This is a genomic window from Salinispira pacifica (assembly GCF_000507245.1).
In the GTDB taxonomy this organism is placed as follows: Bacteria; Spirochaetota; Spirochaetia; order DSM-27196; family Salinispiraceae; genus Salinispira; species Salinispira pacifica.
The window spans coordinates 1-25051 of record NC_023035.1; the positions used below are offsets into that span (position 1 = coordinate 1).

Annotated in this window: 20 protein-coding genes; 16 read left to right on the forward strand and 4 right to left on the reverse strand. The window is 49.8% G+C overall.

Features of this window, described 5'->3' with window-relative positions:
* The 16 genes from dnaA to L21SP2_RS00080 all read left to right on the forward strand — a co-directional run bounded on the left by dnaA (position 1) and on the right by L21SP2_RS00080 (position 19172).
* On the forward strand, positions 1 to 1452 hold the full coding sequence (dnaA, locus tag L21SP2_RS00005; RefSeq protein WP_024266380.1) for a chromosomal replication initiator protein DnaA: 1452 nt from the start codon (positions 1 to 3) through the stop codon (positions 1450 to 1452).
* Positions 1453 to 1685: 233 nt separating this feature from the next.
* Positions 1686 to 2792 (forward strand): DNA polymerase III subunit beta, encoded by a 1107-nt coding sequence (gene dnaN / locus L21SP2_RS00010; protein ID WP_024266381.1) that lies wholly within the window; start codon positions 1686 to 1688, stop codon positions 2790 to 2792.
* A 38-nt stretch (positions 2793 to 2830) separates the two neighbouring features.
* Positions 2831 to 3919, forward strand: a complete 1089-nt coding sequence (recF, locus tag L21SP2_RS00015; RefSeq protein ID WP_244437979.1) for a DNA replication/repair protein RecF — start codon at positions 2831 to 2833, stop codon at positions 3917 to 3919.
* A gap of 5 nt (positions 3920 to 3924) precedes the next feature.
* Positions 3925 to 4473 (forward strand): DciA family protein, encoded by a 549-nt coding sequence (locus L21SP2_RS00020; protein ID WP_024266383.1) that lies wholly within the window; start codon positions 3925 to 3927, stop codon positions 4471 to 4473.
* 142 nt (positions 4474 to 4615) lie between these two features.
* Positions 4616 to 4771 carry a 50S ribosomal protein L34 gene (gene rpmH / locus L21SP2_RS00025; protein WP_024266384.1) on the forward strand — a complete coding sequence of 52 codons (156 nt, stop codon included), beginning with the start codon at positions 4616 to 4618 and terminating at the stop codon, positions 4769 to 4771.
* Complete coding sequence (gene rnpA, locus L21SP2_RS19150) at positions 4752 to 5117, forward strand: ribonuclease P protein component (protein WP_041400915.1); 366 nt, start codon at positions 4752 to 4754, stop codon at positions 5115 to 5117. Before rpmH ends, rnpA begins: the two co-directional genes overlap by 20 nt.
* Positions 5118 to 5196: 79 nt before the next feature.
* Positions 5197 to 7026 (forward strand): membrane protein insertase YidC, encoded by a 1830-nt coding sequence (gene yidC, locus L21SP2_RS00035; protein WP_024266386.1) that lies wholly within the window; start codon positions 5197 to 5199, stop codon positions 7024 to 7026.
* Between the two features lie 24 nt (positions 7027 to 7050).
* On the forward strand, positions 7051 to 7758 hold the full coding sequence (gene jag / locus L21SP2_RS00040; RefSeq protein ID WP_024266387.1) for an RNA-binding cell elongation regulator Jag/EloR: 708 nt from the start codon (positions 7051 to 7053) through the stop codon (positions 7756 to 7758).
* Positions 7759 to 8132: 374 nt separating this feature from the next.
* A complete protein-coding gene (gene gcvT, locus L21SP2_RS00045; protein WP_024266389.1) occupies positions 8133 to 9248 on the forward strand; it encodes a glycine cleavage system aminomethyltransferase GcvT in 1116 nt (371 codons plus the stop codon).
* A gap of 104 nt (positions 9249 to 9352) precedes the next feature.
* The gene (gcvH, locus tag L21SP2_RS00050; RefSeq protein ID WP_024266390.1) at positions 9353 to 9742 is read left to right on the forward strand and encodes a glycine cleavage system protein GcvH; all 390 of its coding nucleotides are present in this window, start codon (positions 9353 to 9355) and stop codon (positions 9740 to 9742) included.
* The gene (gcvPA, locus tag L21SP2_RS00055) at positions 9742 to 11073 is read left to right on the forward strand and encodes an aminomethyl-transferring glycine dehydrogenase subunit GcvPA (protein WP_024266391.1); all 1332 of its coding nucleotides are present in this window, start codon (positions 9742 to 9744) and stop codon (positions 11071 to 11073) included. The genes gcvH and gcvPA overlap by 1 nt, the downstream gene beginning before the upstream one ends.
* Before the next feature lies 1 nt (position 11074).
* Positions 11075 to 12559: an aminomethyl-transferring glycine dehydrogenase subunit GcvPB gene (gene gcvPB, locus L21SP2_RS00060; protein WP_024266392.1), complete on the forward strand. Its 1485-nt coding sequence runs from the start codon at positions 11075 to 11077 to the stop codon at positions 12557 to 12559.
* A gap of 632 nt (positions 12560 to 13191) precedes the next feature.
* Positions 13192 to 14448: a diaminopimelate decarboxylase gene (gene lysA / locus L21SP2_RS00065; protein WP_024266394.1), complete on the forward strand. Its 1257-nt coding sequence runs from the start codon at positions 13192 to 13194 to the stop codon at positions 14446 to 14448.
* Positions 14449 to 14481: 33 nt separating this feature from the next.
* A complete protein-coding gene (locus L21SP2_RS00070) occupies positions 14482 to 17583 on the forward strand; it encodes an AIR synthase-related protein (RefSeq protein WP_024266395.1) in 3102 nt (1033 codons plus the stop codon).
* A gap of 30 nt (positions 17584 to 17613) precedes the next feature.
* Positions 17614 to 18348 (forward strand): phosphoribosylformylglycinamidine synthase subunit PurQ, encoded by a 735-nt coding sequence (locus tag L21SP2_RS00075; RefSeq protein ID WP_024266396.1) that lies wholly within the window; start codon positions 17614 to 17616, stop codon positions 18346 to 18348.
* 50 nt (positions 18349 to 18398) lie between these two features.
* On the forward strand, positions 18399 to 19172 hold the full coding sequence (locus tag L21SP2_RS00080; protein WP_081719358.1) for a bifunctional nuclease family protein: 774 nt from the start codon (positions 18399 to 18401) through the stop codon (positions 19170 to 19172).
* 50 nt (positions 19173 to 19222) lie between these two features.
* Here the strand turns inward: L21SP2_RS00080 and L21SP2_RS00085 are convergent, their stop codons facing one another.
* From L21SP2_RS00085 to L21SP2_RS16520, 4 genes are read right to left on the reverse strand one after another with little or no spacing between them, the layout of a single operon-like run.
* A complete protein-coding gene (locus tag L21SP2_RS00085; protein WP_024266398.1) occupies positions 19223 to 20980 on the reverse strand; it encodes a hypothetical protein in 1758 nt (585 codons plus the stop codon).
* Positions 20973 to 22130 (reverse strand): DUF58 domain-containing protein, encoded by a 1158-nt coding sequence (locus tag L21SP2_RS00090; RefSeq protein ID WP_024266399.1) that lies wholly within the window; start codon positions 22128 to 22130, stop codon positions 20973 to 20975. Before L21SP2_RS00090 ends, L21SP2_RS00085 begins: the two co-directional genes overlap by 8 nt.
* A gap of 1 nt (position 22131) precedes the next feature.
* On the reverse strand, positions 22132 to 23115 hold the full coding sequence (locus L21SP2_RS00095; RefSeq protein ID WP_024266400.1) for an AAA family ATPase: 984 nt from the start codon (positions 23113 to 23115) through the stop codon (positions 22132 to 22134).
* A 33-nt stretch (positions 23116 to 23148) separates the two neighbouring features.
* Positions 23149 to 24960: a putative glycoside hydrolase gene (locus L21SP2_RS16520; protein ID WP_024266401.1), complete on the reverse strand. Its 1812-nt coding sequence runs from the start codon at positions 24958 to 24960 to the stop codon at positions 23149 to 23151.
* Between the last annotated feature and the right edge of the window lie 91 nt (positions 24961 to 25051).

Genomic DNA, 25051 nt, shown 5'->3' on the forward strand with positions numbered 1-25051 from the left:
ATGAGTGAATGGGATGATTATCGCTTGTTCTGGGAAGAAGCGGTAAAACAGATACAGGAGGAACTGACGGAACAGGAATTCAGCCTCTGGTTCAACAGGATGTCATACGCCAGTTCCCGACAGGACACCATTATTGTATCTGTTCCCTCTTCTTTTTATCGAGATCAGGTGAAATCCCGTTATCTGAGTCTGATTGAAAATAAACTCTACGAATTATCCGGCAGCCGCATTGCCATTGAATTTCAGGTGCAGGCGGTACCATCAAATTCTGCACCGGAAAAAAACCAGACCCGGAGCGTTTCCCCTTCCTCATCCCCCCGGGGAACATCCGGATCCCAGCCCCGGTCCGGAACTCAGAATCCTTCAGCTCCGGTGGCCAGACAGGAGCCGGCATACCGCAACCGCAGCTCCCATCACCCCTCTCTTAAAAGGGAATACACATTCGACAATTTTATCATCGGGGAAAATAATGCGTTTGCTGCTAATGCCGCCATGGCAATAGCCAAGAACCCCGGAACCGGATACAACCCCTGTCTGGTATACGGCGGTGTCGGTCTGGGTAAAACCCATCTTCTTCAGTCAATCGGGAACTCAGTGTACCAGGACTTCGGCGATTCCAAAATTATCTATGTGACCATGGAAAACTTCACCAACGAATTCATTCAGGCAATCCGTGAAAAAAAACAGCATATGTTCAAAAACAAGTACCGTCATGCTGACGTTCTTCTTATAGATGATATTCATTTTCTTCAGAAGAAACCTGAAACACAGGAGGAGCTGTTTCACACCTTTAATGCCCTGTACGATTCAAACAAGCAAATGGTGTTCACCTGTGACCGGCCGGTATCCGAACTGAAGGAAATAACCGACCGCCTGAGAAGCCGCTTTGAACGGGGTTTGAACGTGGATCTTCAGCCTCCAAGTTATGAGACACGCTACGCAATTCTGAAGAAGAAAATCGAGGCTGCGGGAGTACAGATCCCTGAAGAATCCATCAATCTGATCTGCGAAAATGTAACCACCAATGTACGGGATCTGGAGGCGGCTCTCACCAAGTTGATCGCCTACGCCGAGCTTGTAAACAAAAGCATCACCGTGGAAATAACAAAGCAGCAGCTCAAGGATTTCTTCTCTTCCCCCATTCAGAAAAACATCACCATTGCAGTAATTCAGAGAAATGTGGCCGAGTATTTCGGAGTTTCGGTTCAGGAACTGAAGAGTAAACGAAAAACCAAAACCATCGCTTTTCCGCGGCAGGTGGCCATGTATATTGCCCGGGATATTACCGAATACTCAACAACGGAAGTGGGGCTGGAATTCGGCGGAAGAGACCACACAACCGTTATGCATGCCTGCGACAGGATCAAGGAACGGATGAAAAGCGATCCATATTTGGTGGGACAGATCGACAGTTTAAAAAAAGCAATTCGTGAGGCAAGTAATAGAGCATAAAAAATAAACTGCTGTTACAATGTGAATTTATTGACAGTATCTGTGGAAAAACTACAGTATATGTGCAAATGTGGATGCTCCGGCAATATTGCCCATAGCTTATCCACAATGCTAAAAGGTGCCGGGATAAAGAGCTATGTGGTAAATTCACATTTCTACAGGCCCTACTACTATTACTACTAGAATTTATTAATAAGTATTTCTAGAGCTTGATACAAATAAGGAGCTTAATGATGAGATTTTCATGTGAGCGGGACAGCATTCTGAAGGAAATATCAATAGCCCAGGAAATAATATCTTCCCGCAACGCACTATCCATATTATCCAATGTGCTGCTTGAAGCGGAGGGCGACATTCTTCTCATCAGAGCCACGGATCTGAAGGTGAGCTTTGAAACACGGATCCCCGTTGAAGTTCATGAAGCCGGGAAAACGACAACGTTCTGCGAAAAGCTTTCAGGAATTCTGAAAACCCTTCCCAGCGGAGAAATCGAATTTTCCGAACAGGAAGGGGAGCGGTTCATCATAGCTCCAAGGTTCAAGAAAATCGACTTTCGTCTGAAAACCATGGCTGCGGATAAATACCCTGAAGTTCAGCGTGCCGATGAAGATGCGTTTTTTGAGGTCCCCCAGAAGGAATTCAACCAGATGATCAGTCAGACAATCTTTGCCGTCTCAGATGATGAAACCCGGTATTTCATGAACGGGGTGTATCTGGAAAACAGCGAAGGAAATCTGCTCATGGTGGCCACAGACGGAAAACGGCTTGCGTACATCCGCAAGGATACCGGAACCGAACTCCCGGATTTTTCACCGGTGATTATTCCTCCCAAGATTTTATCCCTGGTAAAAAAACTTTCTTCCGGCGAAGGAATGCTTTCCATGGCTCTAACCGAAAAGCACGTCTTCATGGAATTCGATAATCAGAAAATCAGTTCTGCTCTCATCGAAGGAACCTTTCCCAATTATCAGCGGGTTATTCCGGAAAACCAGGAGCACAGTCTCACGGTGAACCGCAATGAGCTGAATGAAGCTCTTCGCCGTGTTTCATTGATGGTTGAGCGTTCAAGAAGGGTCTATGTTGAACTATCGGAAAATCTGATGGTGCTTCGTTCTGATGAAAGTGATTTGGGAACAGCCAGAGAGGAAATTCCCTGCGATTTCAGCGGACCGGAAACGGTTATAGCCCTGAATTTCACCTACCTTTCGGATCCCCTGAGAGTGATTTCCGCTGAAGAAATTCTTGTTCAGTTTACCGAAACAACCAGAGCAATCAGTATCAATGCGGTGCCTGAAGAAGATTATTTTCACATAGTCATGCCCATGAATCTCAACGAATAACGGCACGGCATGCCCTTCAGAGAGATCCGCTTTTTTCAATTCAGAAACATACGCAATCAAAAAGTGCCTGTTCATTACGAACAGGTTTTTTTGTCGGGCCCAACGGCCAGGGAAAAACCAACTTTCTTGAAGCTCTCTACATGCTGGCCTACGGAAAAAGCTTTCGAAGCAACAGGGATGAACCGCTGGTCCGCAGAGGTGAGAAGGAAATGTCTCTCAGCGGATCCTTCAGCGCTGATCTGGAAAGTCCGGTTCAGGATGAAATTTCGGTGAAATACGTGGACCGCCAGAAAGAGATCCGGTTTAACGGATCCGCCGTGAAGGACCGGAAGCAGCTGGTTGAACTGCTGCCGGTGATTATCTTCGCCCATGATGATATTGCATTTGTGAAAGGCAGCCCGGATAATCAGAGATGGTTTTTTAATCAATGCCTGAGCACCTACCGGGTGGGGTTCATTGACAGCCTCAGAGCGTATTCAAAGCTGCTTCGAAACCGAAACCAGATTATTCGCGATGGAAACCTCGAACTTCTGGATGTGTTTAACCAGCAGATCTCTCTCAGCGGCCTTGAAATCCTTCAGGCCAGGAAAGACCTCATTCTGGAGTTTAATACCCTGTTCAGCCCCCTCTTCGCATCTGTGAGCGGAATCTCCACACCGCTCGAGATCGAATATCGGCCCTCATGGAAAATCGAAGAGGATCAGGGCCTGGAAAAGGTTTCCCGGGAGGTGATTTCGATCCTGGAATCCCGGCTGGAGACGGATATCCAGATGAAGACCACCACCTCGGGTCCCCACCGTGACCGGTTCATGTTTCGTCTGGGAGGCAGGGATTTTCTCCAGGAAGCCAGCACCGGTCAGGTAAGACTCATGAGCCTGCTGCTGCGAGCGGCCCAGGCACGGCTTTTCGCCAGAATGAGCGGAAGAAAACCGATCCTGCTCATAGACGATGTTCTCCTGGAGCTGGATGGAGAAAAACGGGGGAAATTCATGTCGGAGCTGCCGGAATATGATCAGGTTTTTTTTACCTTTCTTCCGGATGAACATATTGAAAAATATCGCAGAGGAAGGGGAATCGTATACAGAGTGGATTCGGGAGAGTATACTGAAATTACGGGATCGGAATAGAAAATATGAAAAAAGCTGACGAAATAATCAAAGCATTTATCCCGATGATCAATTCACGGGAAGGAGCTGATTATCTGGATCTTTTTTCCTCATGGTCCAGTATTCTGGGAGAAGGTCTGGAGGATATTGCGGCTCATACAGAACCCGTTGATATAAAAAACGGGGCATTAATTCTCTATGTGGATCATCCCGGCTGGATGCAGAAACTGGAGTTCCGGAAATCCAGACTGCTGAGAATTCTCAAAAAAAAGTATCCTGAACTGGGAATTCACTCGGTGTTTATTCAAAAAGTGAGCAATGAGCGCTTTCTTGAACGCAGGGAAGCCAGAATGATGGGAAATTCAGCGGCATCTGCATCTCCACCGGCATCCGGAACCCGGGAAAATCCAGCTCCCCGCCAACCGGAAAATACCGGACAAAGCAGGCAGGATGCAGAGCAGAAGGAAGAACAGGATACCGGCAATGAAGGGGCAGCAGCAGAAAAGTATGATCCCCGCTTCGCAGATACCCTTCGGAGATTCGCACAACTCAGTAAAAAAGCACCGAAGAAGTAATTGTCTAGCTCACAGATATTTGCAGGAATTGACACAGCAGACCGATAAATCTATACTACGCTACCCGAATATGTATCTCAAAAAATGATATATGCAATTAACGGTTTTGCCCTGAGGGCGGGATCAGTATAGGAGACAATTCATGAAACGAACGTATCAGCCAAGCCGCACCAAGCGGAATAGAAAGTTCGGCTTCAGAGAGCGGATGAAGACCAAAGCCGGTCGCACAGTTCTCAAGAGAAGACGGGCGAAGGGCCGGAAAAAACTCTCTGTTTCAGATGAGAAAAAACCTTACTAAAGGTGAAAGGATAAGAAGGCGCGGAGACATTAAAATGCTCTTTGCGTCTTCTTCCGTTTCAACCCGGGGGTTGAAAATTTTTTTTCGGGAAAATGACCAGGATATAACACGAATCCTGGTTACTCCCGGGCGTAAATACGGGAATGCCGTACAGCGCAATTATATTAAGAGGGTGGGAAAGGAAATATTCAGGGCTCAAAAAAGCCGGATGAAATCCGGATATGACGTTCTGTTTCTTTTTTACCCCGGCAGTTATACATACGACGATCGTGTTAATCAGGTGATCAGGCTGCTTTCAAAAACACCGGTTTTTCCCGTTGGGAACGCAAATATACCAAGCATATGAATCTGCGTGCGACGTGCAGGTTCCCGGTGTCCTAAATATCAGTTCATGGAATACATGTACAGAATAAAGGAACTAACATATGGATCGTAATACCCTGGTGGCGGTAATATTATCAACCATCGTCCTGGCAATAGGTTTCTATCTTCAAACGGCACTGTTTGCCCCTGAAGAGCCGCTTGAAGCAGCAGAAACTGCTGAGAATCTTCCTGCAGAAACTGAAACATCGGCAGATGATCCTTCACAGGATACGAATCAGCAAAATGCAGACGAAGCAGAAGATCCCGACTTCGGGGATGAAACTTCAACAGGATCGGAAATATCCGGCGAAGGATTTAACCTGAACGGACGGGAATTCATTGCTCTGGTTGAAGATGACCGGGAACCAGTGGAACGGACGGTTGAATATGTACAGGAAGATTTTATCCGGATTGTAATGGATACCCGGGGTGGAAATATTTCCGAAGTGTATCTTCTCAGCCATGAAGACCAGGGCGAGCCCCTGGAGTTCTTTTTCGGAGAAGCCCGGCATAAAGGACTCAATCTTCGACTGGGCGGTATAGACGGGCCGGTTCTGGATCCTGTGTTTTACTTCCGGCAGGGAAGTGCAGATAACAGTTATGAGTTCTACCGGCAAATAATTGTACCCGGACAGGAAGACGCCCCTTTTGAGATAATTAAGCGCTACACCTTTCTTCCCGATGAATATATGTTTGAGATGGAAGTGGAGCTGAGAAACTCGGTGAACCGGATCGTACCCCTGGATTACAACGGTACTTCCTACACTCTCTCCATCGGTCCTCAGATCGGACCGGAATTCCAGACCCTGTCCAATACGAGCCGAACGGATTTTCGGAAATACAGCTATCTAGACGGGGAGAAGCGAAAGGATATCCGGAATATTTCCGACGGGGAACGAAGAAACCTTGACACATATTCCCCCTGGGCTGCGGTGAACGGAAAATATTTCGTGGCAGTTGCGGTGCCGGGAAACACCGGATCGGATATTGTGTTCGGAGCAGAACCCACCGATGACGGAATTCAGGGAAGCCAGCTTCATCTTCTGCGGCCTGCAGTGGAGAGCAGCCGGGTTACTGACACATTCCGGTTTTACTTCGGTCCGAAATCCACCGACGTACTTCGATCGTATCAGAATGCCGATGACAACGGCTTCGGAATCCGGGAACTGAACATTGATGTACTCATGGAATCATCATGGATAGGCTGGCTGGAAAAGATCCTTAAAGGGATTATGAACTTCTTTTACGGTCTTATACCCAACTGGGGTGTATCCATTATCCTTCTGACCATCCTGGTGAAGGTTCTCCTCTACCCGCTGACCAGAAAAAGTTACGAATCCACTGCGAAAATGAAAGAGCTCTCACCGAAAATCGCTGCGATTAAAGAAAAATATCCTGATGATCAGCAGAAGCAGAACCAGGCAACAATGGAGCTTTACCAGAAGGAAAAAGTTAATCCTCTCGGGGGATGTCTGCCGATTTTGCTGCAGTTTCCTTTTTTCATCGCCATGTTCAGTCTTTTTAATAATCATTTCGACCTGCGGGGTGCAACGTTTATTCCCGGCTGGATAACCGACCTTTCCAGCCCCGAAGCAATTCTCAGTTTCGGTTTTTCCATTCCCCTGCTGAACTGGGATGCCCTGCGGCTTCTGCCTCTGATATTCCTGGGAACCCAGCTCCTGAGCGTAAAATTCACTCAGCCCGCAGATACAGGTCAAAGCAGCGGACAGATGAAGATGATGACAATGGGTATGCCTATTATGTTTTTCTTCATTATGTACAACATGCCTTCCGGACTTCTTGTGTACTGGATTTTCCAGAACATTATCACCACCGGACAGCAGTTCGCCTATAACTATTTCACACATAAGAAAAACACCCGGAAGGCATAAGCTTCCGGTTTAGGAGAATCCTATATGGTATATGAATTTGAAGGAAAAACAGAAAAAGAAGCCATGGATTTAGCAATCGGTGAACTGGGACTGGAACGGGATCAGTTCGATGTTGAAATTCTTGAGACGCAGAAAAGCGGGTTTCTGAACCTGCAGAAAAAAGTGGTGATCAGGGTTCATACCCATGATGACTCTTCCGGGGATCAGCGGGATCAGAGCGTTCCCCAGCGCAAACGGGCTTCATCACGCTATAATCCCAATCCGGAACCCGAGAATGATTTTGAACACGCACTGGTGGATTTTGTCCGGTCTATGGTTGAAAAGATGGGATATGAGGTCGAGGTCAGCATTTTGTACCGGGAAGATGACAAGATTGCCCTGAAACTGGATTCGGAACACAGCGGTATTCTCATCGGACGGAAAGGAAAGAATCTTGATGCACTGCAGTTGCTCGCCAATGTGATTGCCACCCGTCTCAGTGATGAGAATGTGAAGGTGATTGTAGATGCGGAAAACTATCGAAGCCGCAGAGAGGAAGCGCTTATACGGCTGGCACAAAAAGTCGGCGATCAGGTTCTGCGTACAAAAAAATCAAAGCTTCTGGAACCCATGAATCCTTTCGAGCGACGCCTCATCCATACCACTTTAAACGATATTGAGAACATCGAAACGGTGAGTGAAGGTGAAGGCCTGATCAAACAGGTGAGGGTTGTGTACAAAGGCTACAGATAATCACCGACTTCCAGTCGGAAAATTACTTTGCTGAAGAAAGCTGAAAAGGCCTCGGGAACACTCCCGGGGCCTTTTTATGTGGACAGCCTGTGGATAAACTCTTTATATTTTTCAGTGAAATGCCGGAAAAAGAAACACAGGATCAGAATTCTGATGAATAGATAGATATCTAATCAAATATAAACCAAATATATTATATAACTCCAATTTGAACCTGATTATTTTCTGAAAACAACCTGATAATTTCCGGTAGATAGAAGAATCTAACATACGCAGATTGGGAATGTATCGCAGCAATTGTGGATAACTTGTGGATACATTGCTCACAAAGGAATAATTTTCCTGCATGACGATTTGGGTGTATAGTTTAATATATGAAACAGAAAACAACGGTTTTACACTCCTGGCACAAGGCTCATGGCGGAAAGATGGTGGACTTCGCCGGATATGAAATGCCTGTCCAGTACGCTGCCGGTTCCAGGCAGGAACATCTTGCGGTGAGGCGAAGTGCGGGATTATTCGATATCAGCCATATGGGCCGGCTGTATGTGCGCTGTCGCGACAATGAGGACATTAAAGCATATGAGCGGCTTATCTCCTCGCATGTTTCCTCCATGGAAACTTCCACAGGAAGCTATGGTCTCCTTTGCCGTCACGATGGCGGAATTCTGGATGATATATTCCATTTCCGGCTGGAAGAGGACAGCTGGCTGCTGGTAGTGAATGCTGCGAATCATCAGAAGGATCTTGATTGGATACGAACAGAAGCTCCCGAATTACAGGTTGAAGACATAACCGGAAAAATAGGCATGCTGGCACTCCAGGGACCTGAAAGTCTGAAAATTCTTTCCCGTGCCGGATATGAGGAAAAGGTGAAATCCATTCCCCAGAGAAATCAGGTGTCCCGGGGGAATTTATTCGAAGACGGAATTTTCACCAGAACCGGATATACCGGAGAGGATGGAGTGGAAATATATGCTCCAACGGAAAAGATCGAACAGATTGCCGATGCATTGCTTCAAGCGGCAGAAAAAGAAAAAATCGAATGTCCGCCCTGTGGTCTTGCGGCCAGAGACAGTCTGAGATTTGAGCCGGGGTACCCCCTGTACGGTCATGAACTGACCGAGGAGATCACCCCCAGGGAAGCAACCATGAAATGGACCTGTAAACTCGATGACGGGGATCCCGATTTTATCGGCAAGGAAGCCATCAGGCAGCGGTATGCTGAAAACGATGACTTTCACCGGCTCCGGACCGTGAAAATGCTGGACCGGGGTATGCCCCGGCAGGATATGAAGGTTGTGGATGCACAGGGAAACGATATCGGCTGGGTAGCCAGCGGAATAGCCAGTCCAAGCCTGGACGGATTTTATGCGAATATCTTTATCCGAAAGAGTGCTTCGCAAACCGGAAATCGGGTATATATTGAAATACGCGGATCCCGAAAAGAGGCTGAAATCGTAAAGCGGCCTCTTTACCGGGTTCTGTAGAAAGTGACTTCACATACGGAACGGATACTGTCTGTAGCCGATAAATTCCGCATCTGCCACTTTTAGAGTCGTGCAGAGCATGCTAATGTTTCTTTGGAGGAATCATGAAATACGATAAAGCAGTGATGTATCAGAAGTCCCACGAGTGGGCCAGAAAAGACGGAAATACGGTTGTTGTAGGAATTTCCGATTATGCCCAGGACAGTCTGGGAGATGTGGTATTCGTTGAGCTTCCTGAGGTCGGTTCGAGCATGAGCCAGGGTGATGCGTTCGGTGTGGTTGAAAGTGTAAAGGCTGCAAGTGATGTATTTGTTCCGGTGAGCGGAGAAATTACTGAAGTAAACGAGGAACTCTCGGACAATCCTGAACTGATCAATGAAGATCCGTTCGGAAAAGGTTGGATTATTAAGATTCAGGCATCGGATGTTTCAGAACTTGATGGTTTAATGGATGCGGATGCATACGAGGAATACACCAAAGATTTGGATGACTAATGAATTTCAGTGGAAATGAAGCCCGAAGAGATGAGATTTTGTCTCATCTCGGGCATGTAAAAATATCGGATTTGTTTGCCCAGATTCCGAATAAACTGTTATATCCTGAAATCCCGCTGAATACGGGATTGGATGAGCATTCCCTGCGCAGACATTTTCAGGATTTATCCGATGCCAATGCCTCTGCTCTGGGAGGAATCCGGTTTCAGGGCGGTGGATTCTACACCCATTACATTCCTTCGGTTGTTGATTATGTCAGCTCCATGGGAAGCTTCACAACGGCGTACACTCCGTATCAGGCAGAAGTAAGTCAGGGTACGCTCCAGTCTCTTTTCGAATATCAGACATACATTTCGGAAATAACCGGTATGGAGAATGTGAATGCATCCCACTATGACGGAGCCACAGCCTATGCCGAAGCATTCCGGATGATGTACGAAGCGAATAAACGGAAAGGCGGACGAATTCTGGTCTATTCACAGATATCCCGGGAGTACCGTGAAATTCTGGATACCTATCTCCAATTTACCGACGCCGTTATCGAATACCGTGATCTGTTTGAGTCGGATGCGAACGCGGCTGAAATACAATTACCGGAAGACTGCGCAGCGCTAAGCGTGTCTCTTCCGGATTTTCATGGAAGGGTTGCTGATATCCGGAATCTTGCAGATCGCTGCAAAGAAGCGGGAATTTTGCTTCACATCCATGGGGATCCGCTTCTCCTGAGCGTTATCACCCCACCTGGCCAGCTGGGAGCGGATGTATATACCGGCGAAGGGCAGGTTCTGGGAATCCCGGTGAATCTGGGAGGACCCCATCTGGGTATTTTCGCCGTATCCGGAAAATTACTCAGAAAAATACCCGGCAGGATTGCCGGGGAAACAGTTGATAGTAACGGTAAACGGGGATTTGTTCTGGCTCTCAGCACCCGTGAGCAGCATATCCGCAGAGAACGGGCCAGCAGCAATATCTGCACCAACCAGGGCCTCATGGCCTTGAGAGCGCTGGTGTACATGTCAGCCATGGGCAGAGACGGTCTCCAGACCGTGGCAAGAAAATGCATACATAACGCCCATTACCTAATATCAGGTCTCAGAAAGCTGACAGGAATAGAGATTGACCAACCGGACGCCCTTCATTTCCGGGAGTTGCGTGTTACGTGTGATTATTCTGTGGATAAATTGATGAAATATGCTGAAAGCCAGGGGATAACTCCCGGAATTCCTGTGGATGAAAATTCCATACTTGTTTCCACCACAGAGATTCACGGAGAAGACGAGCTGGACAGACTGATCGAACTATTTAAAACCTTCGATCAACAGGAAGTATGATATGAACAATGACCAAAACACACAGCCCGCTGCCGATCCGGGACATATACCTCTTTTGTGGGAAAACATAGATACCAGCAGGAAAAACCAGTATATCAAACCTGTTGAGAATGAAAGGATGCCGGAAGCCTTTAAGGCTATGGCCAGGAAAGGTGCAGGGGGAAACACGCCATCCCTCCGTCTTCCCCAACACAACGAACTGTATATTGTCAGGCATTTCACCAGGCTGGCAGCCTCAAATTTCAGCATAGATTCAAACATGTATCCCCTGGGTTCCTGTACCATGAAATACAACCCCAGGGTGAACGATGCAGTTGCCTCTGCTGCAGGCTTTGCCTCAGTGCATCCTGCGGATGCCGAAAAAGCCCAGGGAAGCATGGAAGTGCTGTTTAATCTTCAACACCAGCTTGCCCAGCTAAGCGGATTTGATGCGGTTGCCCTCTCCCCTGCAGCTGGAGCTCAGGGTGAACTTACCGGGGTAATGATGATCAGAAAGTATCATGAGTCCCGGGGGGACTTCGGTCGAACCACGGTTCTGGTACCTGATACCGCCCACGGGACAAACCCTGCTACGGTGGCCATGTGCGGGATGAATGTACGAACCATTCCAAGCAATGAGGCCGGGCAGGTGGACCTTGCTGAGCTTGACGGTCTTCTGGATGAAAGCATTGCAGGAATGATGCTTACCAATCCCAATACGCTGGGAATTTTCGAGAAGGATGTTGTGGAAATCTGCTCCAGAGTTCATAAAGCCGGGGGACTGATGTACGGCGACGGAGCCAATTTTAACGCCATTGCAGGGATAGTCCGTCCTGCCGCCCTGGGATTTGATGTGATGCACTTCAACCTTCATAAAACCTTTGGAACCCCCCACGGCGGGGGAGGACCGGGAGCGGGACCGGTGGGCTGCACTTGGGAATTGCAGGAGTTTTTACCCGGACCTCTTATCCGGAAAGACAAAGACCGATATGCAGCCTATACACCCGGGAAAAGCATCGGAAAGCTGAAAACAGGATTTGGAAATTTCGGGATTCTTCTGAGGTCCTATGCATATATCACGGGACACGGCATCGACGGTATTACCACCAACAGCGAGATGGCCGTTCTGAAGGCAAACTATCTGCGGAATTTGCTGGCAAAATATCTTCCTGCGCACCACGGCACCCCAAGCATGCATGAATTTGTTGCTTCCAATCCGTTGAAGAACGGGGTGAGCACCATGGATATTGCGAAAATGCTTCTGGACAGAGGATTTCATGCCCCCACAGTCTACTTCCCCCTTACGGTGAAGGAGGCGTTGATGATTGAACCCACCGAAAGCGAAAGTTTCGAGGAGATTGAGGCCTTTGCTCAGGCCCTTATGGAAATTCTCGATACAGCGGAAAAGGATCCTGAAGCTGCCCACCGGGCACCGGAAACGACCCGGCTGGGCCGCCTGGATGAGGTAGCCGCGAACCGCAAACCAGTTCTTCACCACAAACTCTGAACCAAAGAGAAAAAGAGAAATAGTTGTATAAGCTTGATCTGAATAATTGATCCGGGCGGCAGGTTGAACTGCCGCCCGTCTTGTATGCCAGGTGCAAGATGTGAATTGGGCAAAAAAAAACGCAGACGGTGTACCAAGCCGTCTGCGCCATACCAGAAACCACGAAATTGACGAGGATCACAAAGAATCTTGTGTATCCATAGTCACTTTAGGAGACTTACAAACAAGAATATATAATACCTGAGTCTAAGCGTCAACTATTTTTAAAAAGTTTCTTAAAATCCCCGGGTATAATTTCATGTTGTACATGGAATGCTGCGGGTTTCACTTTTGCCTTCCGCGGTTTTCGCTCAAGCGTGGATGTTAATCCCGGTCGATACTGAATGCCGGCCGGGCATACCAGCCCGAATTAACAACTGGATATGGCAGCCGGAAACAATTGTCAGTCACCAGAGCCGGACATTACAATTGACAATCCCGGGGAAACTCCATAATTTACCTACCATACGAAAGACGCAGCTCAGCTGAAGAAACACGATAGATGACTCAGCCTCGGTGCTTTACGGAACTCCGCCGGAAGGCTGGCATGTAATACAATCTGAGAGAAGTCAATTATCATACAAGGAGCATACATGCCCGAACGACATATTCCCCTGAACAGGGATGAACTGGAAAACCTGACAGAGAAGTATCCAACTCCGTTTTATCTTTACGATGAAAAGGCAATCAGGAAAAATGCCGCATATATGAACGAAAGCTTCAAATGGGTTCCCGGCGGATATAAAAACTATTATGCAGTGAAAGCCCTGCCCAATCCTTACGTATTGGAGTTTATCCGCGAAGAGGGAATGGGTTTTGACTGCAGTTCCAAAGCAGAGCTGCTCCTTGCGGAGAAGCTGGGTGTCCGGGGTGAAGAAATTATGTTCACCTCCAATGATACTCCCGCGGAAGAGTATCAGAAGGCCATGGATCTGGGTGCCATCATCAATCTGGATGATATTTCCCACATTGATTATCTCAACGAACACTGCGGTATGCCCGAGCTTATCTGTTTCAGGTATAATCCCGGACCGCTGAAGAAGGGAAATGCCATTATCGGCAAACCCGAGGAAGCAAAGTACGGTCTTACCAGAGATCAGCTGTTCGAAGCCTATGAACAGGCGAGGTCCCTTGGGGCAAAGCGGTTTGGTCTTCATACCATGGTTGCAAGTAATGAACTGGATCCGGATTACTTCATTGAAACTGCCCGTATGCTCTTTGAACTGGTTGTCGAGTTGCGGGAAAAACTGGATATACAGATCGAGTTTGTGAACCTGGGCGGCGGCATCGGCATACCCTACAATCCCGGCGAAAACCCTGTGGATCTGGAGAAGGTATCCCGGGGCGTAAAGAAGCACTACGACGAAATTATCGTTCCGGGAAACGCACATCCTCTGAACATAGTCACCGAAAACGGTAGGGTGGTTACCGGACCCTACGGGTATCTTGTTACCCGGGTGATCCATGAAAAACACACCTACAAGGATTATGTGGGAACCGATGCGAGCATGGCCAATCTCATGCGGCCGGGAATGTACGGGGCACATCATGAAATTACTGTGCCGGGCAAAAACGGTGCTGCTGAAAAAACCTATGATGTTACCGGATCTCTCTGTGAAAATAACGATAAATTTGCCATAGACCGAAGACTGCCGGAAATAGAGGTGGGGGACCTCCTGGTAATCCATGATGGCGGAGCTCACGGACATTCCATGGGATTCAATTACAACGGAAAACTGCGATGCGCTGAAATTCTTCTCAAGGCCGACGGCAGCACCAGACAGATCAGAAGGGCTGAGAATTATGATGACCTGTTTGCAACTCTGGACTTCTCCGGGTTAGAATCATAGGCAAAACAGCCGTATTTCATAGGAAACAGGAACATGCGCATAGAAATCTCGTACCGACCGGAGTTCGATGACGGGAAGGTCCGGAAGATCCTCAGAGGTCTGGAGACGGAACTTTCAGAGCAAATTGCAGATTTACGGATAGTGGATGTATATCTGCTGGAAGAACGCCTGAAAAATCAGGCCGGGGAAATTACCCGTCTGTTTCTTGATCCTGTTTCCCAGCAGGCTGAAGTCCGGCTGACCCAGGAAGATCCAGGGCTGATTGACGGCGATTGGGGACGCAAGGCTGCACCCTCCTGGGATCTTATGGTTGAGATCAGTTATAAGCCGGGAGTTACCGATCCGGTCGCCGTTACGGCCTGGGAGGCTCTGGAGCTGGAACTGGACGGTGAACGACCCGGGGTTTCCCGGGATAATACAGATGATGCCCCGCTGAGGGTACAGACTGCCCGGCAGTTGGTGTTCACCTTTTCCAAGGAACTGGACGAAGAGACCAAACGTCGTATCGGGGAAACCCTGCTCCCCGGTCTGTCCAACCCTCTCATTCAGAAACAGCTTTCCATGTATTCAGATGAGTATTCCCGTGGAACGCGCTTTCCCCTTCTGTATCCCTTTGTAGCTGATACGGAAGTGCCGGCGGTACAGTATTTTCCCATTGCCCGTATGAATGATGAGCAGCTGGTGGCCCTGAGCAGGGAACGGCTTCTTGCCCTCAGTCTGGATGAGATGCGGGTGATCCGGGAAGAATTTTCCCGCCCCGGGCAGATTGCCGCCCGGAAAAAGCGCGGTATTTCCACTGATATCAGCGACATAGAACTTGAAATGCTTGCTCAGACCTGGAGCGAACACTGCAAACATAAAATTTTCCAGGCCCGAATAGACTACCGGGATGAGAACGGCAAATCCACAACCATTGACGGATTATTTAAATCCTACATCCAGGCTACCACCGACGCCCTGAGTGCGTCCCGGCCGGATCTGCGCTCGGTTTTCCATGATAACAGCGGAGTAGTGGATTTTGATGAAGAACATGTTGTGTGTTTCAAGGCGGAAACCCACAACAGCCCCTCGGCCCTGGACCCCTACGGCGGAGCGATAACGGGAATTGTGGGTGTAAACCGGGATATTATGGGAACCGGCAAGGGTGCAAAACCGATCTTCAATACAAATGTGCTCTGCTTTGGTCATCCCCATACCGCCCCGGAGGAGATACCCCGGGGACTTCTTCATCCGAAAAAGGTGATGTCGGGAGTTCATGAAGGAATAATCGACGGGGGAAACCAGAGCGGAATCCCCACTGTTGCCGGGGCATTTCTCTTTGATGATTCCTACCTGGGAAAACCGCTGGTATTTTGCGGAACCGGCGGCATAATGCCCCGGAAGGTTCTGGGAGAAGAAAGCTGGCTTCAGCATGTGGACTCTGGCGATCTGGCGGTAATGCTGGGCGGCCGCATCGGTAAGGATGGAATTCACGGTGCAACCTTCAGCTCCCTTGCCCTGGACGAGGATTCACCCACATCGGCGGTACAAATCGGAGACCCCATAACCCAGCGGAAAATGCTGGATTTCCTCCTTGAAGCCCGGGACAAAGGTCTGTACAAGGGAATTACTGATAACGGAGCCGGAGGATTATCATCCAGTCTGGGAGAGATGGCTGAATTCTCCAACGGTATTCGGGTGGATTTGGATAAAGCACCACTTAAGTATGCAGGCCTTGCGCCCTGGGAAATATGGGTTTCAGAAAGCCAGGAGCGTATGAGCCTGAGCGTAGCTCCGGATACATGGGAGGCCTTTCACGAACTTGCCCGGAGACGGGGCGTGGAGGCAACGGTTGTTGGGGAGTTCACCTCTTCCGGATTTGTGGAACTGGTATACCGGAATGAGACGCTCGGGCTGCTGCCCCTTGAATTTGTTCACAACGGGCTGCCGGTCATGGAGCTCTCGGCCTCCTGGATTGAACCGGAAAAAAGAAGGCCGGAATCTCAGGCCCGGGCTTACATCCGGGTACAGGCCGGACACTGGAACAGCGAGGAGTTTATGACAGCCCGGCTTTTCGAACTCCTTTCCGAGCCCAATATCCGTTCAAAGGAAGACCTGGTTCGCCAGTATGATCATGAAGTTCAGGGGCAGTCGGTGATCAAGCCGTTCACCGGAGTCCGATCCGATGCACCCACCGACGGCGGTCTGATCCGCCCGGTTGCCGAGTCATCCCAGGGGCTGACGGTTACCCATGGGGTGTGTCCAAGGATGTCGGAGGCGGATACGTACCAGATGGCCGTTCACGCAGTGGATGAGGCATACAGGGCGCACATCGCCATGGGCGGAGATCCTGACAGGGCATCCGCGCTGGATAATTTCTGCTGGCCTGACCCGGTGCAGTCGGATTACACCCCTGACGGAGAGTACAAACTTGCACAGCTGGTACGGGCAAATCAGGGGCTGAAAGATGCCTGCATGGAGTATAATCTTCCCCTGATTTCCGGTAAGGATTCCATGAAAAACGACGCGGTTCTGGGAGGAAAAAAGGTATCGGTTCTGCCTACTCTGCTGGTGAGCCTCTTGGGCATTCATGGCGATGTGGAAAAAGCAACCGACCAAAGCTTCGCCAGTGAAGGGGATGAAGTATATCTCCTGGGGTCGGCGGAGTACCGCCTGGGAGGCAGTTATTTTGAAAAGCTGGAAGGAAATCAGCTAGGTGCAACTCCGCAGATTGATCTCAAAGGCAACAGAACCCGGTACGAGGCGATTCATGCCGGAATTCAGAGCCAACTCTTTTCTTCCATCCACGATATTTCCGACGGCGGTCTGGCCGTGGCATTGTCTGAATGCTGCATCGGCGGCAGGATGGGCGCACGAATAGAGATTTCCGGACTGCGGGCCATATCCCCCTTGGAAACTACAGACGGATCGGAAAGGCTGACAGCAGCTGCCCTGCTGTTTTCCGAAGGCGGCGGGCGCTTTGTTGTATCGGTTCCCCCCGGCAGAAAAGAAACCTTCAAATCCCTCTTTCCGGAAGCAGAGCGCATTTTTCTGGGTGTAACCGGGGGGGAAAACCTGGAAATCAGAGACGGCGGAGAAGCAGCCATTAATGTACCGGTGGAGCGGCTGGTGGAATCATTCACCACCCCGTGGTAATCGGTGAAGCGGGAAAAAGGAGCAGAGCAGGTGATCGCAATACTGACCGGATATGGAATTAATGCCGATAAGGAGCTGGGAGAAGCATTTACGGCAGCGGGAGGCAGTGTGGAATTTGTACACCTCCGTGATCTGATTGATGACCCTTCAATGCTGGAATCTTTCCGGATTCTTGCTTTTCCCGGAGGTTTCAGTTTCGGGGATCATATCGGCTCGGGAACAATACTCGGGCATATGGTGAAAAATCATCTGCAGGATGCCATTAATCAGCTGATACAGCGGGACGGTCTTGTTCTGGGAATATGCAACGGCTTTCAAACCCTGGTGAAAATGGGGCTTTTGCCCAATACACAGGGAGACTGGAGCAATGAAGCAAGTCTGATTTCCAATGAAAGCGGGCTGTTTATTGATGACTGGGTTGGGCTGACCGTCAATACCTTGAATCCGTCACCCTGGATCCGAAATATGCCCGATTTTGACTGTCCAATCCGTCACGGTGAAGGAAAATTCATCTATGCCGGAATGAACGCCGAATTGAAAGAGCTGCCGAAGGAGCTGGTGGCATTCCGGTATCAGGATAATCCAAACGGATCTCAGGATGATATTGCAGGAATAACAGACCCCAGCGGGCGGGTACTGGGAATGATGCCCCATCCCGAAGCATTCATCCGGGGAGAGCAGCATCCCCGCCGCCTGAAGACCTCTCAGGGAGCCGGGCTCTCCCTTTTCAGAAACGCAGTAGCCTATGTTTCTTCGGATAAATAGCCTGAATTCCCGATTGGATTTTCATCTTCTAAAGTGTACTTTATAGGTATATGAAAAACATTATGCTTGTTGAAGCGGAAATATGGACAGTAGCCAGAACTGAAAAGGGCAATGCAGTACTTGTTAAGCCTCTGGATGCCGAACGGGCCGTGCCCATTTTTATCGGTCAGCTTGAAGCCCAATCTATTCTCATAGGATTGGGAAAGGTACCCATGCCCCGACCTCTTACCCATGATCTGCTGCTTAACATTGTGGAAAAAATGCATATGTCCGTGGAACGGATAGAAATCAACGATCTGAAAGATGCAACCTTCTATTCCCGCATTATTGCGAAGCAGGGTATGAAAAAGTTTGTTTTTGACTCACGTCCTTCTGATGCCATGGCCCTTGCTACCAGAGTGAAATGTCCTGTGTATATCGCCGAATACATCATTGATGAAGCAAGCATACCCTTATCCATGATCAGCGATGCCGACCAGATGACCCAATCAGTGAATCAGAGTGTTCTTGAAGAGCTCCAGCGGGCACTGGATTCTGCGGTGGAAGAGGAAAATTACGAGGAGGCTGCACGAATCAGGGACAGAATACGGGAGGTGGAGGAAGAAAAGCAGGAAGGCACGTCAGAAGAAAAGTCTGCCCCCCAACCCACCCTGGATGAGGATGTGGAGTTCAATGTTTTTGAGGAGTCCGAAGATTTCATAGATGATGAACTGGAAGCAGAAACGGATATCGACCCTGAAACATCCCTGAAAGCAGATTCTGAAGATGATGCGGATGAATCGGATGATCCGGATAATGAACAGGATGATGATATTGAATCCTGACGTGTCTAAGCCTGACGTGTCTAAGCCTGACGTGTCTAATCCTGACGTGTCTAATCCTGACGTTCCTGATCCTGACCGGCGGCGTGAATAAACCTCCGGATATGAACAAGGGACTGCCTGGCTTCCGTCAGACGTATTTCCTCCAGAAGATGCCGGGAGAACAGGGATTCCTCAAATCCTGATGCGATGGATTGTACAGCCGAAAACAGATTGCTGTTACTGCCGTCATCCGGTCGCTGGAGGCTCAGCGTCAGAAAAAGTGTCTGAATATTTTCTGCTATCTCGCTGATTGTATTACTGGGCCGTATCTCCAGCCCCAGAGCTCCGCATTCAAGGACCATTTCCTGAAAGAGATCTGAAAAACCGGAAATCTCTCTGCGTTTTTCCTTGCTTCTTCCGCTGACTTCCCGCTCTGCCACCAACTCCCGAAGAAGTTTCTTCTGTTCCGATTCAGACTGCTTTCGTCCAGGTCCTTCACGTTTATTGAAAAGGGAAGCAAGTCCGGTAAAAATATTTTTCAGAGCCTGGAACGGCAGGATAAAAACAGAAACGATGTTCCTGCCGAAGTCTCCCAGCCACAGCCTTCCGAGTCGGAGAAAGATGGACAAAAAATTCTTTACTCCTTTTGAGCGAAGAAGCTTCTTAACCAGCCTGGGTATTTCTGGATCTTTGAAAAGGGGAAGTATTGCCACGTAGAACAGCAGTCCCAGCCCCAAAGCTATGAGAATGTTATCCAGAAGTGCGGCAGCAAATTGTCCGTTGGCGTTGGCGGGCCGGGAGGTGAATTCCTCCCAGCTTTCCGCACCGCTTCGCATGAGCTGATTTTTGATGAACTCGATGCTTTCCACTTGACTGGAAGGATTATCTATCTGGAACATCTCAAAAATGTTAACAAGAAACTGATAGAGCGCTGCAGGAGGTACAATGCTGCGGTTTGCAGATAAGGGCAGGGCAATCAGGCCGGCAAAAAGAATAATGCCGAATATCAGTGTGCTCCGCAGCCGCCTTTGGGCATCTGTGGGCAGCGCGCCGTAGGCCAGATAACTGTGATCCTGGGCGTACATTCTGGTGATTGCGGCAAGGTACAGCTGTCCGGAAATGCTGAGTATCGAAATGATGACGACCATCAATGAGGCTTGAGGAATTTCACTCCAGTACATCAGCATGAGAAGGGCGGTGAGCACCAGGCGGAAAGAAGCGGAGCGTCGGCTGGCCATCATTTGGGAGTAGGATGCCTGAACCAGGAGCTGGTCATCCTGGAGAAGCCGGGTAATTTCCTTTCCGGTTTTCCCGTCCAGCAGTCTGCTTATCTCCAGTCTGCTGAGCAACCCCTGCAATGCAGAGCTCTGGGAGAACCAGAACATCAAACCCCAAATTATGAGGAACCCCGAACTGCCGTCTGGTACCAGAAGACGGCGAATCACTCCCGCAGCGGTGAACACCCTGGTATCGACCCCCGACAACTCTCCGGGGGACGGCAGCAGCAGAAAAAGCAGGTTGGCTGCAACTGAGAAAAGATACAGGAATATGAGAACCAGACCGATTTCCCGGATTTTCCCCGATGAATAATTCCTTGTACCGCGGCTGAACACTGCGATGCTGTAGTCTTCCAGCCCCAGTAACAGAGCGAGAAGCAGGGTCAACGGCATGCTCACCCGCAGGGGGAAATCGAAAAGGACGGAAAATTCCGCCAGAATTCCTGCTGCCAGGAGATACATTGAGGACGTTGACCAGAACGTGATAAACAGGAAGGGGAGGCTGATCCGTATTCGGCTGCTTCGGACCGATTCATCTGCAATGCTACTCAAACATTTCCTCCCCGTATTCCCGTATTCCGAAGATGCTCATCCGGGAAAATGCCGGTTTGTAGCGGGGGGTGACAAAATTCTCCCTGTGCACCCGGTCCTCAAGACACCAGTAATCGAAGGGGCTTCCCTGGGGAAGCAGTGAGGCAATGCTCACATATTCCTTTTCCGGTATGGGAGGTGAGATCAGGATTACACGTTCCCCCTGGGTGAAGCTGAGATTGCTGATAAGGATTTGAGCATCCGGACCATCACCGTCTACGGGTCCATCAAGACCCGCCAGGTACTCAAGGATACCGGCTGTCTGGTTTCGGGCCCGGGGAAAGAGCATACCGCTGCCGCTTATGACCAGACGAAATTCCTGGTTGAGCTCCTCCCAATGCCGACAGGCGCTTGCCCCTGCTTCAATAATCCGTTCAAAATTTCTGTACTGGGAGTTCCCCTGAAATGCAGCTGCGGAAATGTTCAGAATGATGGTAACCGGAGCGGACATGGTGGAGCTGTACTCCATCACCTGGAGAATACCGGTTTTCGCACTGGCCTTCCAGTGAATACGCCGGGGGTCGTCTCCGGAAACATACTCCCGCAGACTCCGGTAGCGGCCGGGATCTTCATACATGCGGTTTTGTATGCTGATTTCCCCCAGGGGAAGCCCCTGTCGAAGAAGATATTCCAGGGGATAGACTCTGGGGAGAACCAGGAGGTCCAGCTCCTTCCCTGTGATCATTCTGGTGGGAAACAGGCCCAGGGGGTCACAGAAAAATATCTCACCCGGACCGATCCGGTAGCGTCCACGGCGCTCGGATTTTACGCGATAACTCAACTCCGCACTACCCTGTGACGGCAGGGTGTACACGCCAATCTGATCGCCGATAACTGACATTCCTCCTGCATCGTCTGCAATGAGGACCGAAGGCACTCTGAAAGGCAGCGGGTTGAAAATACGGATCCTGATGCTCATGGGGGTGAGGCGGAAGGTTCGGGGACTGAGATCCAGGCGCTGGACCGTCAGGGATTTTCTGAGCAGGCGTACATAGAGATAACTGAAAATGATCGTTATGATCATTGTAAGCGCCAGCCATTGAAGCGCAGCTATGGGAAAGAACAGAATAATGAATGAACCGGCCAGCACCGGAGGCAGCCAGGAGATCATATCAGTTCCCGCTGTTTTCCGAGGAGGGGGCTTCAACGCTCTCCAGGATCTCCTCAAGAACACCGGCTGCGGTAAGATTCCGCATCCGGGATTCAGGTTTCAGGATGATTCTCTGGGAGAACACCGATGCAAACAGGGATTTTACATCGTCGGGGATAACGTAGTCCCTGCCTTTAATGGCGGCCAATGCCTGGGAAGACCGTGACAGACTGAGACTTCCCCGGGGGCTTACTCCCATTTTCAGGGCAGAATGGTTTCGGGTAGCCTCGCTGAGATCAAGAATGTAATCCAGAATGGACTTTTCCATGTGAATATTCAGGATATTCATGCGGTGTTTCAGTACATCTTCGTTTCCTGACACAGCTTGAAGCTGCTCCACAGGATGACGGGCCTGCCGCTGACCGAGAATTATTGCGCTTTCACTGTTCCTGTCCGGATACCCGATCCCCAGGCTCATAAGAAACCTGTCCCTCTGGGCTTCCGGCAGGGGAAAGGTTCCTTCAAAGTCTATGGGATTCTCGGTGGCGATGAGCATGAAGGGTTCGGGTAGGGGAATGGTTTTACCGTCTATGGATATTTGAAACTCAGCCATGGCTTCAAGAAGGGCGCTCTGGGTCCGGGGTGTGGCCCGGTTGATCTCATCCACCAGAACGATGTTGGATAAAATAGGTCCCCGTTTATATTTGAAGGTTTTGCTTTCAGGCTGATACACGGTTACGCCCAGAATATCGCTGGGGAGAAGATCCGGAGTAGCCTGAATACGGGAGAATTTTCCGCCCAGGGCAGTTGAAATTGCCCGGGCCAGGATGGTTTTTCCCACACCGGGAATATCTTCCAGAAGCACATGCCCGCCTGACAGCACTGCCACGAGTATTTTCTGAATTACTTCGGGTTTGCCGATAAAGGCTTTCTGCACTTCCTGAAGTACAGAATCCGCCCATTGCTTTATCTCTCCGCTGTGGATGTTTCCGGATGATTCTCTCATTAGCGATTCCTTTCAGAGGGTTTTGGCCGGGTATTAATCAGCTGATACTCCGGATTCAGAGTCTTCCAGGGAAATACGGGCAGCCTGCTGAATCCTGGAGCGTACCGCCTCCCTGTCTACCATGTAGTATCTTCCCGAATTATTCCAAAGGGTGAATCCGTTTCCGCCGCCCTGGATTGTACCATGAAGTTGACGATCCATATATTCAAAATACTCTTCTTCCTCATAGCGAAGTTCACCGCCGATGAGAAATGCCTGCACATACTGCCGTATGAGTGCCCTGTCTCCGGTGATGGCCCGGGCTCGCCGGGTTCCTTCCTCATAGATCAGCTGTGCGCGGTCGAAATAGCTCAGTTCCGGGAAGAAGCTCCGGGGATAATGGCTGGGATACGACATGGGCGAAATTACATCTACATAATGGCTCATCACCTCGATATCCTGGCCTAAATAGCTCATTCTCGACCAGGCATTAAAGCCGAATACATCGGTACCGATGGGAATGGTCAATTGATCACGGGCTTCGGAAAGAAAGCGGGCAAGAATTCTCACCCGCTGGCTGTTTCTGTCCACATGCATGCGGCGGCCCTGATCGTCTTTCAGAAAGCGGGTTACAATATCTCCGGTCAATCCGTCGGAGGGAAAGCGGATGTAATCGAATTGAATTTCATCCACACCCAGGGACTCAAGTTCCCGGGCAAGCCGGATATTGTAGCTGCGGACAAACTCGGAATAGGGGTCCACCCAGTACTCCACCTGTTCTATCCGGGGTTCGGGATCGGGGTTTTCCTCAGTGGCTTCCTGTTCATAGCGGCGGTACACTCCCCAGGGTTCATCAAGACGGGAGTCCCACAGGGCGTAGGCGTTATTGTTGTAGGCATAGAGTGCCTTGTCCTTGAACACCACAAGTCTGGCGATAACGTAAATTCCTTTGCTGTGAAACGCCTGGATGAGCTCCTGTGCATCGAACAGGGGCCGGGCGGTTCCCGCATCCCGGACAACCGGGAGTTGACTGTTATAGCGAACCAGCCCCAGGTCGTCTTTGAAATCCACCACCACTGAGTTGAAGCCGTGTTCCACTGCGTAGTTCACGTATTCATCCAGCCGTGAGGACGCCTGATAGGCGCTGATGTAAAATCCGTATTTGTCCGACGCCGCCGCCCGGCGCTTCGCCCAGGCTTCGTCCCGTTCGAAGTTCTCCGGGAGTGGGGAGTTTTCTTCGGCCCGGGAAGGTATGGGCCATTCAGGCTGATACCCGGTTTCAACTGATGAATTCTCAGTGATACCGAAAGATCCGCTGTCCATGTTCAGCAGATACTGATTCCCGTTGAAGCCTGCCTGAATGAGCAGTTCATCATTTCCCGGGAGGAAGGCGAGTCCGGAAATTTCGTTGTAAAACCCTGTTCCCTGGTACAGCCCGTCCATTTCCGCCTGTGGGTCCATATCCTGCCAGGTTTCACCGCCGTCCCTGGATTCATACAGGCCGTAATAGCTGGTTCCGATTACGATATGCTCGGGATCCGCCGGATTCTGTGCGGCTGCGGTGATGTAGGTCGCATCGGAAAATTGTGCCCTGGGGTCAAGCTGCCTCCAGCTTTGCCCGGAATCGCTGCTCAGATACAGATACTCCCTGCCGGGATAGGCCAGAAAACGGGGGATATCCGCCGGGTCATCTCCGTTGTCGCCGGATCCGGGAAGATCGGACTGTTCGGAGGAATCCCCGGTTGCCCGAAGCTCTGAACCGGAAGTCGGGGGTGCAGCCGTATCGGCATAGGCACTTGTATTCAACAGACAGCCCTGAAGCAGCAGAACCGTCGGGATTAACAGCAGAAATTGATGTACTTTCATTATGTCAAGATTAGCAGAATTAATACGAGAACGGAAGCACTTTTAGCCCTCGATAGAATCCGGTCCTTCTGTTAGAATATACAGATTCACA

Excerpts from the sequence above, each read along its gene's own strand:
- dnaA (WP_024266380.1), top strand. The coding sequence starts at position 1 with ATGAGTGAATGGGATGATTATCGCTTGTTCTGGGAAGAAGCGGTAAAA.
- dnaN (WP_024266381.1), top strand. The coding sequence starts at position 1,686 with ATGAGATTTTCATGTGAGCGGGACAGCATTCTGAAGGAAATATCAATA.
- L21SP2_RS00020 (WP_024266383.1), top strand. The coding sequence starts at position 3,925 with ATGAAAAAAGCTGACGAAATAATCAAAGCATTTATCCCGATGATCAAT.
- rpmH (WP_024266384.1), top strand. The coding sequence starts at position 4,616 with ATGAAACGAACGTATCAGCCAAGCCGCACCAAGCGGAATAGAAAGTTC.
- rnpA (WP_041400915.1), top strand. The coding sequence starts at position 4,752 with ATGAGAAAAAACCTTACTAAAGGTGAAAGGATAAGAAGGCGCGGAGAC.
- yidC (WP_024266386.1), top strand. The coding sequence starts at position 5,197 with ATGGATCGTAATACCCTGGTGGCGGTAATATTATCAACCATCGTCCTG.
- jag (WP_024266387.1), top strand. The coding sequence starts at position 7,051 with ATGGTATATGAATTTGAAGGAAAAACAGAAAAAGAAGCCATGGATTTA.
- gcvT (WP_024266389.1), top strand. The coding sequence starts at position 8,133 with ATGAAACAGAAAACAACGGTTTTACACTCCTGGCACAAGGCTCATGGC.
- gcvH (WP_024266390.1), top strand. The coding sequence starts at position 9,353 with ATGAAATACGATAAAGCAGTGATGTATCAGAAGTCCCACGAGTGGGCC.
- gcvPA (WP_024266391.1), top strand. The coding sequence starts at position 9,742 with ATGAATTTCAGTGGAAATGAAGCCCGAAGAGATGAGATTTTGTCTCAT.
- gcvPB (WP_024266392.1), top strand. The coding sequence starts at position 11,075 with ATGAACAATGACCAAAACACACAGCCCGCTGCCGATCCGGGACATATA.
- lysA (WP_024266394.1), top strand. The coding sequence starts at position 13,192 with ATGCCCGAACGACATATTCCCCTGAACAGGGATGAACTGGAAAACCTG.
- L21SP2_RS00070 (WP_024266395.1), top strand. The coding sequence starts at position 14,482 with ATGCGCATAGAAATCTCGTACCGACCGGAGTTCGATGACGGGAAGGTC.
- L21SP2_RS00080 (WP_081719358.1), top strand. The coding sequence starts at position 18,399 with ATGAAAAACATTATGCTTGTTGAAGCGGAAATATGGACAGTAGCCAGA.
- L21SP2_RS00090 (WP_024266399.1), bottom strand. The coding sequence starts at position 22,130 with ATGATCTCCTGGCTGCCTCCGGTGCTGGCCGGTTCATTCATTATTCTG.
- L21SP2_RS00095 (WP_024266400.1), bottom strand. The coding sequence starts at position 23,115 with ATGAGAGAATCATCCGGAAACATCCACAGCGGAGAGATAAAGCAATGG.
- L21SP2_RS16520 (WP_024266401.1), bottom strand. The coding sequence starts at position 24,960 with ATGAAAGTACATCAATTTCTGCTGTTAATCCCGACGGTTCTGCTGCTT.